The sequence below is a fragment of the Microvirga alba genome (genome assembly GCF_015694465.1).
GTDB classification, from domain to species: Bacteria; Pseudomonadota; Alphaproteobacteria; order Rhizobiales; family Beijerinckiaceae; genus Microvirga; species Microvirga alba.
Genome location: NZ_JADQDO010000002.1, coordinates 457,906 through 472,997 on the forward strand (window position 1 = coordinate 457,906; position 15,092 = coordinate 472,997).

Here is a 15,092-nt window from a genome sequence, read left to right on the forward strand (position 1 = left end):
TTTCCGGATATCTGTAACCCTCACCCGGACCTAAAGGTCCGACCTCTCCCTGAGGGAGAGGTGTGGGCGCGAGGATGACAGGGCGCCTCAAGCCCAGGCGCGCTCGGACAGCTTCTTCTCGTAGGTGTCGATGGAGGCAGCCTTTTCCATGGTCAGGCCGATGCCATCGAGGCCGTTGAGCATGCAATGCTTGCGGAACGGGTCGATGTCGAACTTGACCGAGCCGCCATCGGGGCCACGGATTTCCTGGTTTTCGAGATCGATGGTGAGCGTCGCGTTCGCGCCGCGATCGGCGTCGTCGAAGAGCTTATCCAGATCCTCAGGCGAGACCTGGATCGGCAGAATGCCGTTCTGGAAGCAGTTGTTGTAGAAAATGTCGGCGAAGCTCGTGGAGATCACGCAGCGGATGCCGAAATCGAGCAGCGCCCACGGAGCATGCTCACGCGACGAGCCGCAGCCGAAATTGTCGCCCGCGACGAGGATCTTCGCGTTGCGATAGGCCGGCTGATTCAGCACGAAATCCGGGTTCTCCGAACCGTCCTCGCGATAGCGCATCTCGGAGAACAGGCCGGTGCCAAGCCCCGTGCGCTTGATCGTCTTCAGGTACTGCTTCGGAATGATCATATCGGTGTCGATATTGATGATCCGCAGCGGCGCCGCGACGCTCTCCAACACAGTGAACTTGTCCATAACCCTCAATCCCTTTCGCGGGAACTTGCCGTCATCGCCAGCCTCTTAGCAAAGAGGAAGCCCAGCGACTAGACATATCATCGTCGCGGCAATCCGGCGCGCTATCTCATGCTGCACCGCTGCCAATGAAAGCATGATCTTTCCGGCGGAGCGGAATCCGCTTCGCCGGATGCTTTTGTCTGCCGAAAGGTGCCTTGCCGCACGGGCTCAGTAACCCAACCCTTCAATCTCGCGATAATAGTGCAGGTTAGGGTATCCGGCCGCCGTGCAGGCAGGCCCGTCGGTGAAGCAGGGTTGCCAGAGTGCGGGCGCACCGAAGCCCTGTCGCGGGACGAAAACAACGCCCGGCCCCGCTGGCCCGATCGAGCCCGTCACGGCGAGATCATAGGGTCGCGGCTCGACAAACCCGTCGGGCCCATAGCCATAGTGATAATAGTGCGCATAATGCCGCCCGTGATGCACTACCCGCCGATGTGGTTTCCGGCTCGAGTGAGTGGTGCCAGGCTGGGCAACCAGCTCCGACAGATATTTTTCGGTCAAGGCCTGCGCTCGGACCTGTGCGGTGGAACCCAACAGAAGGGATGCCGCTCCGACGGCTGAGGCCGCTAGGGTTGTGGCGATTACTTTACGCATGGGGAACATCCTCTTGAAGAGGAAACGCCTCCCTTCAATCAGCCGTTCCGGATTTGCGGCCCGAGCGGCGCGGGTTCACCGGAGTGTGAACGAACGGCTTTCTCATCGGTCGCGGAAGTCATCCTGTCGTGATGCGAAGCATCGAAAGCCGCCACAGCATCGGGACGGGCCTTTGCTTCGTTTCCGATTCACTGACTGCCGGGTTCCGAGAACCTTTCCATGTTTGTTACGCTATTCCCTTGCATCAATAGAATAAAATTATATTGCTTGTACCCTTGCAGCCTTAAGGAACACTTTTCAAAATGACGACCCAATTCCTGACAGCCGGAGCCCTGGATTTCACGATTGCTGAGGTGAATTCCGGCGATACCCCCCTCATTATCGGCACCATCAGCCAGGCCGGGGACCCTGCGGATGTGTCCTATGCCGTTCAGGGTGGGGTGAACAGCCTGTTTACCATTGTCGCAGAAGGCGGCGAATATAAGCTCGCATTGAAAGCTCATAGTTCTCTCAACTACGAGGCCTCTGCCGACCATAAGGTGAATGCGGTCATCGTCCTGAACACGGACCTCGGCGAGCCCACCTATCGAAACGTGGTTGTAACGCTGACCGACGTCAACGAGAGGCCGGTCCTGACGGTGCCGACCGCCCCTCTCCTGACGGCGGACAATGCGCCCGCCTTCAAACCCTTTGAGATCGTGGCGATCTCCGATGAGGATATTGGCGACGAACTGACGGTTTCCATCAGCTTTGACACCAGCCTCGGAACGCTCGGCAATCTCGGCGGCGGCACTGTCGATACCGAAACCGGAACTTACACGGTCAAGGGCTCCGCGGCGCTCGTTCAGGCCGCGGTCAAGGCATTGGCCTTCGATCCCCGCGACCGCCCCGCCGCAGCCGGCTCGCAGGAGATGATCAGATTCACGATCAAGGTCGAGGACAAGGAAGGTCTCAAGGTTGAAAAGACCGTCGACGTTGTGTCCACCACCCACAATCATCTTCCAACCGATGTCGCCCTCTCGAACAACAAGATCGTCGAAAATTCGGCATCGGTGACCGTCGGCACCTTGAGCGCCAACGACTTCAACGGTGACACCCTGACATTCACCCTCGTCACGGATGCGACCGGCGCCGAGGAAAAAACCGACGGCCCCTTCGTCGTGAAGACGGAAATCGTCGACGGAAATACCGTCTACGCGCTCGCGACCGCCGGGGGGATCGACATCGACGTCAAGGAAACCCACGCCGTCTGGATCAAGGTGAATGACGGCCACGGGGGAATCGTGACGAAGAAGTTCGACGTCACGATCAACCCGGACAATACGATTCCGATGGTCGTGGTCGATGCGGCCAAGGCGTGGATTCAGACTGAGGATAACGGCCCGAGCGTGGCGCCGTTCACGGGCGTCACCTTCGACGACGGCGACGACAATGATGACCTCACGGTCAAGATTTCGTTCACCGCCGCCAATGGCGTGCTCGAAAACTTCGGCACCGCCCCCTCCGAGGTCGCCGACGGCGTCAAGACCTACACGTTCAAGGGCAAGGCTGCCGATCTGGCCACGACCCTGGCCGCCGTGAAGTTCAACCCGACCGACAATCCGACCGGAATAACGGGCGACGGGCTCACCACGACCTTCACCATCTCGGTCACCGATGACGCTCACCCCACCCCGGCCACGAACCGCACCGTGACGGTGATCTCCGTGGTGGCCAACCGCGCCCCGACGGATATCAAGCTGAGCGGCAGCCTGTCGGTGCTGGAAATGGCGGATACCGACACCCTCGTCGGCGCTCTGTCGGCGGTCGACACCAATGCCGAGGAGACCTTCACCTACAAGCTCGTCGATGATGCGGGCGGCCGCTTCAAGCTCGACGCGAGCGGAACCAAACTCGTGGTGGCCAACGGCCTGAAGCTCGATTACGAGCAGGCCAAGTCGCACACGATCAAGGTGCAAGTGAAAGACAAGGAGGGGGCCACCTTCGAGAAGACCTTCAAGATCGATGTCGGCGACGTGGCCGTCGAGAACCGGGTCGGTTCCGTCGGTGATGACTTCCTTGTCGGCGGCACCGGCAAGGACAACTTCAACGGCGGGGCCGGCAACGACACGCTCAGCGGCGGTCTCGGCAACGACACCCTGACCGGCGGCGCCGGCAAGGACGTGTTCGTGTTCGACACCAAGCTGAACGCGAAGAACAACCTCGACAAGATCGTCGACTTCAACGTCAAGGACGACACGATCTGGCTCGACAACGCCATCTTCACCAAGCTCGGCAAGAAAGGCTCGCCCACGAGCCCGGCGAAGCTCGACAAGAAGTTCTTCACCATCGGCGACAAGGCCAAGGATAAGGACGACTACATCGTCTACGACAACAAGAAGGGCGTCCTCTATTACGATGCCGACGGTTCGGGTGCGGGCAAGGCTGTCGCCTTCGCCACGATCTCCAAGAACCTCAAGATGACCGCCGCCGACTTCATGGTCATCTAAGCGCGGATCATTCCGCCACGACAAATCGATGGAAGGCCCCGGCAGCAAAACTGCCGGGGCCTTCATGCTTTACGGCGGCGTTGGTCGCGAATTACCCCGCTGCGGCTTCGATGGCTTCCATGTCCTCATCAGAAAGGCCGAAATGATGGCCGATCTCATGCACCAGAACATGGGTGACGAGCGCGCCGAGGCTATCCTCGTGCTCGGCCCAGTAATCGAGGATCGGACGGCGATAGAGCCAGACCATATTGGGAAACTGGCCCGTGTGCATGATGCCGCCGGTTTGCGCGAGGCCGACGCCGCGAAACAGGCCGAGCAGATCGAACGGCGTTTCGCACTCCATCTCGCGCAATGTCTCGTCGTCGGGAAAATCGTCGATCTTGATGACAACGCCTTCGCAAAGCGCGCGAAACTCTTCCGGCAGGCGCCGGAAGGCGGCGTCCGCAAGAATCTCGAAATCCGCCAGGGACGGAGCTTGCAGGTTTGCCAGATCGGTCATGGAATCACAGGAGACGAAGCTGCACCGCAAGCCAATAGGCCAGGACCACGAAGCCGATCACCGACAACGCGCGACCGATGCGGCGGCCCCACAATTCGATGGGGTCGGTGCCGCCGCCTTCCGCGTCGCCGATGGCGTCCTTTGCCGAAAAGTGATCCCGCAGCCGGTTGCTCGTGCGGGACAGGGACGAGGTGCCGAGGGTCTCGGAATCCCGCTGGACGCGTTCCAGCGCCTCGCGGGATTCCCGTTCGCGATCCTGCGGCGTTTCGGTCACCTCAGGCCCATTGGCGAATGTCGACAAACCGGCCCGCTATCGCCGCCGCCGCCGCCATGGCGGGGGAGACGAGGTGCGTGCGGCCCTTGAAGCCCTGGCGGCCCTCGAAGTTACGGTTCGAGGTCGAGGCGCAGCGCTCCTGCGGGCTCAGGCGGTCGGCGTTCATGGCCAGGCACATGGAGCAGCCGGGCTCACGCCAGTCGAAGCCGGCGGCCTTGAAGATCTTGTCGAGACCCTCGGCCTCGGCCTGCATCTTCACGATGCCGGAGCCGGGCACGATCATGGCGTTCACCGCCTGATGGACCTGGCGGCCTTCCACGACCTTGGCCACGGCGCGCAGGTCTTCGATGCGGCCGTTGGTGCAGGAACCGATGAAGACGCGGTCAAGCGTGATGTCGGTGATCTTGGTGCCGGGCTTGAGGCCCATATATTCCAGCGCGCGCCACTTGGAGATACGCTTGTTCTCGTCCTTGATGTCGTCCGGGTTCGGCACCGCGCCGGCCACCGAGATGACGTCTTCCGGGCTCGTGCCCCAGGTCACGATGGGCGGCAGGTTCGCCGCATCGAGCCTGAGCTCGGTGTCGAAGAACGCGCCTTCGTCGGTGCGCAAGGAATCCCAATAGCGCACGGCCTCGTCCCATGCCGCGCCCTTCGGGGCCTTGGGGCGGTCCTTCAGGTAGGCATAGGTCTTCTCGTCGGGAGCGACCATGCCCGCGCGCGCGCCGCCTTCGATGGCCATGTTGCAGACCGTCATGCGGCCTTCCATGGACAGCGAGCGGATGGCTTCGCCCGCATATTCCATCACGTGGCCGGTGCCGCCGGCGGTGCCGGTCTCACCGATGATGGCGAGGATGATGTCCTTCGCCGTCACGCCTTCGGGCAGCTTGCCGTCGACGGTGACGCGGAAATTCTTGGCCTTCTTCTGGATCAGCGTCTGGGTCGCGAGCACGTGCTCGACTTCCGATGTGCCGATGCCGTGCGCCAGCGAGCCGAACGCGCCGTGGGTCGAGGTGTGGCTGTCGCCGCAGACGATGGTCATGCCAGGCAGGGTGAAGCCTTGCTCCGGGCCGACCACGTGCACGATGCCCTGACGGGTATCGAGTTCGTTGTAATACTCGACGCCGAATTCCTTGGCGTTCTGGGCCAAGGTTTCGACCTGCGTCGCGGATTCGGGATCGTCGATGCCCTTGGAGCGGTCCGTCGTCGGCACGTTGTGATCGACCACGGCCAGCGTCTTCTGCGGCTGGCGCACCTTGCGGCCGGTATTGCGCAGACCCTCGAAGGCCTGCGGGCTCGTCACTTCATGCACGAGGTGGCGGTCAATGTAGAGGAGGCACGTCCCATCATCCTGCTGATCGACGACGTGGTCGTCCCAGATCTTGTCATAGAGGGTGCGGGCTTTGGCCATTGTTCCTGTTCCACCGATAGAGGGTTCGACTTGGTGTTTAGCGGGACTCGCTCACGAGGAAAAGGTGTCCCGAGAGCGCAGAGCTTTGAAAGTATCGCATAGCTGACAGGTAACGTGGCGCAATAAAATTGTTACGCTCCACATTTGGGCCAGACAGCAAAAAAGCGCGGCCGGGACCGCGCTTTTCAAACCTTCGCAGGATATGCGGTGCCGCTTACTTAGCGGCAGACTTGTCCTGCTGGCGGTCGGTGCGCTCGGCGATACGAGCCGACTTGCCGCGACGGTCGCGCAAGTAATACAGCTTGGCGCGGCGAACGGCGCCACGGCGCACGACCTTGATGGAATCGATCATCGGCGAATAGACCGGGAACACGCGCTCGACGCCTTCGCCGTAAGAGATCTTGCGGACCGTGAAGCTCTCCTGGAAGCCGGCGCCGGAACGGGCGATGCAAACGCCTTCATAGGCCTGCACGCGGCTACGGTCGCCTTCCTTCACCTTCACGTTGACGATGACGGTGTCGCCGGGCTGGAAATCCGGAATGGTCTTGCCGAGCTTTTCGATCTGCTCTTTTTCGAGCGTCTGAATGATATTCATGTCTATACTCCTGCCGTTGCAAGGTCTCGGGCGCTGCCTGAGCCTTACTGGATTTCGGCGTCCTGTTTTAAGTTGAGGCGGCGGCTATACAGGGTTTTTGTGGGGTTGTCGAGGGAGGAGAGGGAATCCCCGACGCATCGCCACGGGGCGCTAAGCCAGACAAAAGCGATCCTTCATTGCCTGTTAAAAGGACGTCCGTTCTATTGCTATAGCGTGGCAAAAGGGTAACCGTTTGACCGCGCAGGTACGCCGTTGCGCATGACAGCCCGGGTTTGGCCCACGCGCCCGCAGGGAGAAATCTTTCCGATGGCAAGCAGGAGCCCCAGTCTCGGCATTGGGCTGTCTTTCGTCTGTCTGGCCATTCTTGGGGTCATGCCAGTCATATCGAACGGCCGCCCGGACAATTTCGACGCTTTGAGCTTCGCCTGCTGCCTTTCGTTCTGGCAGCTCCTCTGTTCATTTCCGTTGCTCCTTCACGAACGGCGTTCGGCCGGAAGGAGCGTTTCCGCGCCGCAGTGCCCGTCGCCCTTCAGGAGGCGGCGCACGCTCGCGATCACCTTGGTTACCGGCGCGATTTTCGGGCTGTCGACCTACATGTATGTCCTGGCGGTCGAAAAGGCGGGCGCTGTCAGCGCGGCGATCGCCATTCAGGCCTACCCGCTCTTCGCCATCCTCTGGGAGACCCTGTTCCTCGGCAGGAGAAAGAGCGTGGCGGAATTGGCTTTTACCGCTCTGATCATCCTAACGCTCTATTATCTGACCACGAACGGCACATGGCTAATCGGGAACTTCTCGTTCTGGTCGGTTTTTGCGCTCGGCATTCCGTTCCTGTGGAGCGTGGCGCATGTCATCCTGAAGGAATTACTGGTCACGACGTCGATCACGCCGAGCCAGGTGACGTTTTCACGGGTGCTGATTTCGACGGCCTTGCTCCTTGCCCTCCATATCGTGCTCGGACGCGCGGACGTGCTTTTCAGTGACCTGACAAATCCCGAATTTCAAAAGTTCGCGTTCTTCATGGGGCTTGTCTATTATCTGGAGCTGATCGTCTGGTTCTACGCCGTGAAATACATCGACGTATCGCTCGCCAGTTCTATCACCGTACCTTCACCGGCTGTGACGATGGGTTTTGCCGTCCTGTTCTTGAATGAAGCCATTCAACCCTATCAGTTGATCGCGATCGCGTTCATCGCTCTCGGCATGTACGGATTGCTGTTTACGGGCGGGAGGAATAGGCGAGTGGCGACTTCTCGGGAGAGGAGTCCGGCGGCCGGTGACAGCAGGGCGCCGCATCGGGAAAAGGCACAGCCATCATGAGCGAATCGCGGCGGGACATTCTTCAATGCATCGGCAACACGTCTCTGACGGCGTTGCGCAACATCGTGCCCGCGAACGGCTCCCGCATCCTGCTGAAGCTGGAAAACGAGAACCCCACCGGCAGCATGAAAGACCGCATGGCGTTTGCCATGATCGAAGCGGCGGAGGCGGATGGACGCCTCGCGCCGGGCGGCTCCGTCGTCGAGTACACGGGCGGCAGTACGGGCGTGTCCCTGTCTCTCATCTGCGCAGTGAAGGGATACCCGCTTCATATCGTGACGTCGGATGCCTTCGCCCGGGAAAAGCTCGATCATATGAGCATCCTGGGAGCGAGGCTTCACATCGTGCCAAGCGACGGCGGGCGCATGACGGAGAAGCTGACGCGGGGTATGATCGAGGCCGCCCGCATCATCGCGGAAGAAACCGGCTCCTTCTGGACCGACCAGATGAAGAACAGAGACCAGCTCGCCGCCTATCACGGCATGGCGGAGGAAATCTGGGCTCAGACGGGCGGTCGGATCGACGGCTTCGTTCAGAGCGTGGGAACGGCGGCGTCCCTACGGGGAATCGCGGAGGCCCTGCGCCGCCGGGACGAACGGATCGACATCGTTGCCGTGGAGCCCTCCGAATCGCCGGTTCTGTCGGGCGGCCCGCCGGGAGCCCACAAGATCGACGGCATCGGTGCGGGTTATGTGGTCCCGCTCTGGCAGGATGGCATCGCCAACCGGATTGAACGGGTTTCCACCGAAGAGGCCATCGCCATGGCTTTTCGGCTGGCGCGCGAAGAGGGCCTGTTTGCGGGTGCCTCCACCGGTGCCAATGTCATCGCTGCTTTGCGGCTGGCCGAACAGATGGGACCTGACGCCACCATCGTCACCATCATGTGCGATACCGGGATGAAATATCTCAGGTCCTATGGAACGAGGCTCGAAGAGACATCCCGATGATGTCGAACGGAGCCGCTATCGTTCCAGCAGATCCGGCCGTCTTTCCCGCGTGATCCGATCCGATTCCGCGCGCCGCCATTTCTCGATGGTGGCGTGATTGCCGCCGAGCAGCACGTCGGGGATCGGGCGGCCCTCCCACTCGCGGGGCCGCGTGTAGTGCGGATATTCGAGGCGGTTGGTCTCGAAGCTCTCCTCCTGGCCGGAGGCTTCCTTGCCCATGACGCCGGGGAGCAAGCGCACGCAGGCATCGAGTACGACCATCGCGGCCATCTCACCGCCGGAAAGCACATAATCGCCGATGGAGACCTCTTCGAGGCCCCTGCCCTCGATCACCCGCTCGTCCACGCCCTCGAACCGGCCGCAGACGATGACGATTCCCGGGCCCGCCGCCAGCTCGCGCACGCGGGCCTGCGTGAGAGGTTTGCCGCGCGGGCTCATGAGCAGTTTCGGGCGCGGATCGTCCGCCGGCACGGACGCGTCGATGGCCGCCGCCAGCACGTCGCAGCGAAGCACCATGCCGACGCCTCCGCCTGCCGGCGTGTCATCGACATTCTTGTGTCGGCCGAGCCCATGATCGCGGATGTTTCTGGCCTCGAGGCTCCACACGCCACGCGACAGCGCGTCGCCGGAAAGCGACAGGCCGAGCGGGCCGGGAAACATGTCCGGGTAAAGGGTCAGGATCGTGGCGTCGAAGGTCACGATTCATCCTCAGGGGCGGCCTTCGCCGGCGCGAAGAAATCCTCCGGCGGCGCGATGACGATGCGCTTTTGCGCGATCTCGACAACCGGCACGAACGCTTTGGTGAACGGCAGGAACGCCGTCGGGCCCGTCAGCGCCGGGGCGATTTCCAAAAGATCGCCGCCGCCGTAATTCGGCACGTCGATGATGGTGCCGAGAACGGTGCCGGTTTCATTCTGAACGGGCAAGCCGATGAGATCGGCCAGCAGAAATTCGTCTTCCTCGTCAGGTTCGGGAAGCTTGGCGCGCTCGAGATAAAGCTGGACGCGATTGAGAGCCTCCGCCCCCTCGCGCGAGGACACGCCTTCGACGCGCACAACGAGCATGTCGGCGGCGCCGCCCGGAGCCTGACGGGCATTCTTGAGGGACAGCGAGCGGCCATCGGCGGCGGTGAGCGGGTTGTAATCCGCAATCGCTGCCGGATCGGCCGTATAGGATTTCAGCCGCACCTCGCCTTTGAGGCCATGGGCGCGACCGAATTCGCCGACGAGGACGAGATCCTCGCGTGTGGCTTCACCTCTCCCGACGGGAGAGGCCGGACCGGAGGTCCGGGTGAGGGGGGAGGGCTGTCCGGAGGGGGCACGCCCCTCACCCGCCGCGCTTTCGCGCGTCGACCTCTCCCCGTGAGAGAGGTTTTTGTACTGGCCCCGCCCCTTCATCCGATCTTACGCAGCCTCGCCTTCAGCGGGAGCAGCGGCGGCAGCAGCCTTCGCCTCGGCGCGCTCCTGGGCCTTCTTGCCCGGAACGGCCTTCTCGGGGTTGTTGCGCGGGGTGCGCTTCAGGAGGCCGGCGGCGTCGATGAAACGCAGCACGCGGTCGGTCGGCTGAGCGCCCTTGGCGAGCCAGGTCTTGATCTTCTCGACATCGAGAACGACGCGGCCGGCATCATCCTTCGGCTTCATCGGGTCGTAGGTGCCGACCTTCTCGATGAAACGGCCATCGCGCGGCGAACGGGCGTCGGCGACGACGATGCGGTAGTAGGGGCGCTTCTTCGCGCCACCACGGGTCAGACGGATCTTGAGGGACATGGGTTTCTCCTAGGTTTAACGTTTCTGTCCGCCAGCCATGCCGATGGCTTCGTGGTGGCGGATAACTTCCGTGACGATGAAAGTCAGGAATTTCTCGGCGAAGTCCGGATCGAGCTTCGCGGTTTCAGCGAGAGAGCGCAGGCGTTTGATTTGCGCCGCTTCGCGGATCGGATCGGCGGGAGGCAAGCCGTGCCTGGCCTTATGCTCCCCCACCTTTTGCGTGAATTTGAAGCGCTCGGCCAGGGTATGGATGAGCACGGCATCAATGTTGTCGATGGAGGCGCGCAGACGCTGCAACTCGGCGCCGACGGCATCTTCCTGATCGTTCACAGCGGACATGACAGCGGACATGGCGACCCTACTTCTTCTTACCGAACGGGAAGCCGCCGAGGCCCGGCAACCCGGGGATCTTCGGTCCGCCAAGGCCCGGAAGTCCGGGCAGCCCTGAGCCCTTGCCGCCGAGGCCCGCCGGCATCGGGGGAAGGCCGCCACCGCCGCCGCCCATCTGCTTCTGCATCGCTTCGATCTGCTCCGGCGTCGGCTGGGGCATGCCGCCCATGCCGCCACCGAGACCGAACATCTTGCCGAGCGCGCCAGCCATGCCCTTGCCCTTGCCGCCACCCATCATCTTCATGACGTCGGCCATCTGGCGATGCATTTTCAGAAGCTTGTTGACGTCCTCGACCTTGGTGCCGGAGCCCGCCGCGATGCGCTTTTTGCGCGACGCTTTCAGCACGTCGGGATTGCGGCGCTCTTGCACGGTCATGGAATCGATGATCGCGCGCTGGCGCTTGATGACCCGGTCATCGAGATTGGCGTTTTCCAACTGCGACTTCATCTTGGCGATGCCGGGCAGCATGCCGAGCATGCCGCCGATGCCGCCGATCTTTTCCATCTGCGCCAGCTGATCGCGCAGATCCTCCAGGTCGAACTTGCCCTTGCGCATCTTCTCGGCGATGCGAAGCGCCTTCTCCTGGTCGAAGTTTTCCGCGGCCTTCTCGACGAGGGAGACGATGTCGCCCATGCCGAGGATGCGGCTGGCGACGCGCGAGGGATGGAATTCCTCCAGCGCATCGACCTTTTCACCCGTGCCGATGAGCTTGATCGGCTTACCCGTGACGGCGCGCATGGAGAGCGCCGCACCGCCGCGCGCATCGCCGTCCATGCGGGTCAGCACGATGCCGGTGACGCCGAGGCGCTGATCGAAGGCGCGCGCGGTGTTGACCGCGTCCTGGCCGGTGAGCGCATCGGCGACGAGCAGAACCTCGTGCGGGTCGGTGGCCGCCTTGACCTCGGCGGCCTCCAGCATCAAGCCTTCATCGACCGTGACGCGGCCCGCCGTGTCGAGCATGACCACGTCGTAGCCGCCGAGCCGCGCGGCTTCCATGGCGCGCCGGGCGATCTGCACGGCGGATTGTCCGGCGACGATCGGCAGCGTGTCGACGCCGACCTGTTTGCCCAGAACCGCGAGCTGCTCCATGGCCGCCGGGCGGCGGGTATCAAGGGAAGCAAGCAGGACCTTCCGCTTCTCGCGGTCGGTCAGACGCTTGGCGATCTTGGCGGTGGTCGTCGTCTTACCCGAACCCTGCAAGCCCACCATGAGGATGGCGACGGGCGGGGCGGCATTGAGGTCGATGACTTCCGCATCCGCGCCCAGCATCTCGACGAGCTGGTCGTGGACGATCTTGACCACCTGCTGGCCGGGGGAGACCGACTTGATGACCTCCGCGCCGACCGCGCGGGCGCGCACCTTGTCGGTGAACGAGCGCACGACCTCGAGCGCAACGTCGGCCTCGAGCAGGGCGCGGCGGACTTCGCGAAGCGCGGCATTGACATCCTCCTCCGTCAGCGCGCCGCGGCGCGTGAGAGAGTTGAGAATGCCGGAAAGTTTGTCGGAAAGGCCGTCGAACATGCTTATTCAATTCCCTTCGCGATCGGCGGCACGCCACGCTGGGTGAACGCGCCCTCAAAATGGTCAACGGCGGCCCTGAACTTGTCGCGGCAACCCGGATTGCAGAAGCCGACGACCGCGCCGCGATAGAGGGTGAGCGAATCCGCCGCGATCGGCTTTCCCGACCACGGGCAGGTCTCGTTGACCGCATCCTCAATCCGCAACGTGTCGTCCGACATCCGTCACCATTTCCTCTACAGAGAGCAAAGACCAAGAGCGCCCGAGGGCGCATCGCGCTGTCGGACGTTGACCTCCAGCCTCTCGGGCTGGTCGGCGGCTCAAAGGGCTCGCTCTACAGATTTGAGGGCAGGACGTAAGAGAGAAACACGGCAAAGTCAAGGAAAGGGCGAACGAGACCGTGCCTCTGCCCGAAATCTGGACCCGAACTCAGCTCACTTCGTGGGCGATATAACAGCCGTGTCCCGGAACGCCGATCTGGGTCGCCCGGCCACGGTTCGATTTGCAACAATGACACGAGAATGAATTGCCAGCACCTTGTCGAAGCGCCCCTGAATCCCCACGCTTAGAACTTCGCTTGGACCCTGCCTTTTCATGAAGAGCATCATCCTCAGAGCCCTCAGCCGCCCCCGCGCGAGTAATCCCTATTACAAGGGCCCAGTCTCAGACCATTTCGACGGAATGCGGTTCTTTTCCCGCGCGCAAGGGGTGGACAAGCGCCCCGAGGAGGTCCTGCGCTGGCAGCAGGAGCGCAAGCCGACGCCCTGGCCTCAAAACTTTCCGAGCCCGTTCCAGGACAAGCCCCCGGCCGAGGTATCGGGCCTGCGCAGTGTGCTCATCGGCCATGCCTCGTTCCTGATCCAGGTGGCCGGGCTCAACATTCTCACCGATCCGGTGTTTTCCAAACGCGCAAGCCCGCTCTCCTTCGCCGGACCGAAGCGGGTCAACCCGCCCGGCATCGCGCTCGACGATCTGCCGCCGATCCATGCGGTGCTGATCACCCATAACCATTACGACCATCTCGACCTCGCGGCCTTAAAGCGGATCTGGAAAAAGCACCGGCCGCGCCTCATCGCCCCGCTCGGGAACGACACAATCATCCGCGCCCGCCATCCGGAGATGCAGGTCGAAACCGGGGATTGGGGACAGTCGGTCGATCTCGGGAACGGCGTCCGCGCTCATTTCACCCCCGCTTATCACTGGTCCGCGCGGGGCTTGCGCGACCGGCGCATGGCGCTCTGGTGCGCCTATGTGCTCACCACGCCCTCCGGCGTCATTTACCATGTGGGCGATACGGGCTTCGGCGACGGGCAGATTTTTCGCGACGTGCGGCAGCTTTTCGGCGCTCCGCGTCTCGCGCATCTCCCCATCGGAGCCTACGAGCCGCGCTGGTTCATGCAGCCGCAGCACATGAACCCGGAAGATGCGGTGCGCGCCTTTGAGATCCTCGGAGCCGAGCAGGCGCTGGGCCACCATTGGGGCACGTTCCGCCTCACCGACGAGGGCGTCGAGGAGCCACCGGAAGCCCTGGCGGCCGCGTTGCGGGAAGCGGGTCTCTCAAGCGGCCGATTCAAGCCCCTGCGCCCCGGCGAGGCCTGGTCTCACTCCTTGGGCTGAACGTAGATGTTCACTTCCAGGTTGGTGTCCGCGGAATCGGTGAGCTCGCTCACATATTCCTCGATGAAGGCGTCCTTCGACACGATGTCCTTGGCGTCGAGATAGGCCGTGATCGTCTCGTAGGTGCCGTCGATCTCCTCGTAGGCATCCTTGTGCACGAAGCGGAAGGCCTTGCCCTCGGGGGTCTTGCCGAACTTGATGTCAGGCGTCAGCTCGCTCTTGCCCTCGGGGACTTGCGCGACCGGAATCATCGCGTCGAAGCGGAAACCCTTGTCATCCGTGTGGACGAAGACCGTCACCGGTCGTCCGCTGGGCGCGACGCCCGCCTTCTTCAGCTCATCCTCGATCTTGCGGAAGGCGTTCTTCAACGTGTTGAAGCCCTCCTCCCAGGTCACGGTGCCGGACAGGATCGCCGACGGCTTCGCGACGAGCACGCCCTCCTCCACATTGGTCGGATCGCCCGGGCCCGGAAACAGGGTTGAAGGCGCAGCCGTAACGGGAGCAGGAGCCGGGCTCGCGGGAGCCGCCGGGGCGGGCGTGGGCTGCGCGGTGACGGGCGGCTGGGGCTGGGCCGGAGCGGCGGGTGCGGCCGGCGCAGGACTCGGAGGCGTCTGCGCCTGGGTCACGGGAGGCTGTTGCGCGGGATGCTCAGCCGCCGGGGCGGGCGTTGCCGGGGGTGTTGCCGCCTGAGCCGGGGCTGCGGCGGGTGCCGGAGCCGGTGTGGCCGGCGCGGCCAGCGGCGCGGATTCCACCGCGGGCGGCGTCTGCGCGAAAGCCGAGCCGGTCGAGAGGGCGAGGAGAACAACCAGAGAAGAAGAGCGCAGCCGCATGAAAAGATGCCTCACCCGCGAATCAAAAAAGACGGTGTTGGAGAACAGCATAGGAGGCTTTTTTGACAGCGGCGAGATGCCTCAAACGGATCTGTGGAGGACGCTCGCGGCGAACTAC

The 15,092-nt window shown here is 62.9% G+C and carries 17 protein-coding genes; 4 read left to right on the forward strand and 13 right to left on the reverse strand.

From position 1 onward, the window contains the following. Positions 1-87: 87 nt before the first annotated feature. Complete coding sequence (gene leuD, locus I2H38_RS06490) at positions 88-690, reverse strand: 3-isopropylmalate dehydratase small subunit (protein ID WP_196271002.1); 603 nt, start codon at positions 688-690, stop codon at positions 88-90. Positions 691-897: 207 nt separating this feature from the next. Further along, on the reverse strand, positions 898-1,323 hold the full coding sequence (locus I2H38_RS06495; protein WP_196271003.1) for a hypothetical protein: 426 nt from the start codon (positions 1,321-1,323) through the stop codon (positions 898-900). 302 nt (positions 1,324-1,625) lie between these two features. On the opposite strand from I2H38_RS06495, the gene I2H38_RS21360 reads away from it, so the two are divergent. Then, positions 1,626-3,812 (forward strand): hypothetical protein, encoded by a 2,187-nt coding sequence (locus I2H38_RS21360; RefSeq protein ID WP_196271004.1) that lies wholly within the window; start codon positions 1,626-1,628, stop codon positions 3,810-3,812. Between the two features lie 91 nt (positions 3,813-3,903). Here I2H38_RS21360 and I2H38_RS06505 read toward each other — a convergent pair whose 3' ends face one another. The 4 genes from I2H38_RS06505 to rplS form a co-directional block, all read right to left on the reverse strand. Further along, complete coding sequence (locus I2H38_RS06505) at positions 3,904-4,311, reverse strand: metallopeptidase family protein (RefSeq protein WP_196271005.1); 408 nt, start codon at positions 4,309-4,311, stop codon at positions 3,904-3,906. A gap of 4 nt (positions 4,312-4,315) precedes the next feature. Then, positions 4,316-4,585: a hypothetical protein gene (locus I2H38_RS06510; RefSeq protein WP_196271006.1), complete on the reverse strand. Its 270-nt coding sequence runs from the start codon at positions 4,583-4,585 to the stop codon at positions 4,316-4,318. A gap of 1 nt (position 4,586) precedes the next feature. Continuing rightward, positions 4,587-5,993: a 3-isopropylmalate dehydratase large subunit gene (gene leuC / locus I2H38_RS06515; RefSeq protein ID WP_196271007.1), complete on the reverse strand. Its 1,407-nt coding sequence runs from the start codon at positions 5,991-5,993 to the stop codon at positions 4,587-4,589. Positions 5,994-6,207: 214 nt separating this feature from the next. Beyond that, positions 6,208-6,588, reverse strand: coding sequence for a 50S ribosomal protein L19 (rplS, locus tag I2H38_RS06520; RefSeq protein ID WP_196271008.1), 381 nt, complete (start codon positions 6,586-6,588; stop codon positions 6,208-6,210). 306 nt (positions 6,589-6,894) lie between these two features. On the opposite strand from rplS, the gene I2H38_RS06525 reads away from it, so the two are divergent. Then, positions 6,895-7,905: a DMT family transporter gene (locus I2H38_RS06525; RefSeq protein WP_196271009.1), complete on the forward strand. Its 1,011-nt coding sequence runs from the start codon at positions 6,895-6,897 to the stop codon at positions 7,903-7,905. Then, positions 7,902-8,852: a PLP-dependent cysteine synthase family protein gene (locus I2H38_RS06530; RefSeq protein WP_196271010.1), complete on the forward strand. Its 951-nt coding sequence runs from the start codon at positions 7,902-7,904 to the stop codon at positions 8,850-8,852. Before I2H38_RS06525 ends, I2H38_RS06530 begins: the two co-directional genes overlap by 4 nt. A gap of 15 nt (positions 8,853-8,867) precedes the next feature. On the opposite strand, the gene trmD is transcribed toward I2H38_RS06530, so the two are convergent. The 6 genes from trmD to I2H38_RS06560 are packed head-to-tail and all read right to left on the reverse strand — an operon-like array spanning position 8,868 to position 12,748. Continuing rightward, positions 8,868-9,551, reverse strand: coding sequence for a tRNA (guanosine(37)-N1)-methyltransferase TrmD (trmD, locus tag I2H38_RS06535; RefSeq protein ID WP_196271011.1), 684 nt, complete (start codon positions 9,549-9,551; stop codon positions 8,868-8,870). Continuing rightward, the gene (gene rimM, locus I2H38_RS06540; protein WP_196271012.1) at positions 9,548-10,249 is read right to left on the reverse strand and encodes a ribosome maturation factor RimM; all 702 of its coding nucleotides are present in this window, start codon (positions 10,247-10,249) and stop codon (positions 9,548-9,550) included. The genes trmD and rimM overlap by 4 nt, the downstream gene beginning before the upstream one ends. A 6-nt stretch (positions 10,250-10,255) precedes the next feature. Next, positions 10,256-10,618: a 30S ribosomal protein S16 gene (gene rpsP, locus I2H38_RS06545; RefSeq protein WP_196271013.1), complete on the reverse strand. Its 363-nt coding sequence runs from the start codon at positions 10,616-10,618 to the stop codon at positions 10,256-10,258. Positions 10,619-10,633: 15 nt separating this feature from the next. Further along, complete coding sequence (locus tag I2H38_RS06550) at positions 10,634-10,969, reverse strand: chorismate mutase (protein ID WP_196271014.1); 336 nt, start codon at positions 10,967-10,969, stop codon at positions 10,634-10,636. A gap of 7 nt (positions 10,970-10,976) precedes the next feature. Then, positions 10,977-12,530, reverse strand: a complete 1,554-nt coding sequence (ffh, locus tag I2H38_RS06555; protein ID WP_196271015.1) for a signal recognition particle protein — start codon at positions 12,528-12,530, stop codon at positions 10,977-10,979. 2 nt (positions 12,531-12,532) lie between these two features. Then, a complete protein-coding gene (locus I2H38_RS06560; protein ID WP_196271016.1) occupies positions 12,533-12,748 on the reverse strand; it encodes an eL24 family ribosomal protein in 216 nt (71 codons plus the stop codon). Positions 12,749-13,121: 373 nt separating this feature from the next. Here I2H38_RS06560 and I2H38_RS06565 point away from each other — a divergent pair, with 373 nt between their 5' ends. Next, positions 13,122-14,144 (forward strand): MBL fold metallo-hydrolase, encoded by a 1,023-nt coding sequence (locus I2H38_RS06565; protein ID WP_196271017.1) that lies wholly within the window; start codon positions 13,122-13,124, stop codon positions 14,142-14,144. Here I2H38_RS06565 and I2H38_RS06570 read toward each other — a convergent pair. Beyond that, complete coding sequence (locus I2H38_RS06570; RefSeq protein WP_196271018.1) at positions 14,129-14,974, reverse strand: GyrI-like domain-containing protein; 846 nt, start codon at positions 14,972-14,974, stop codon at positions 14,129-14,131. The two genes, I2H38_RS06565 and I2H38_RS06570, sit on opposite strands and share 16 nt — an antisense overlap. Positions 14,975-15,092 lie beyond the last annotated feature (118 nt).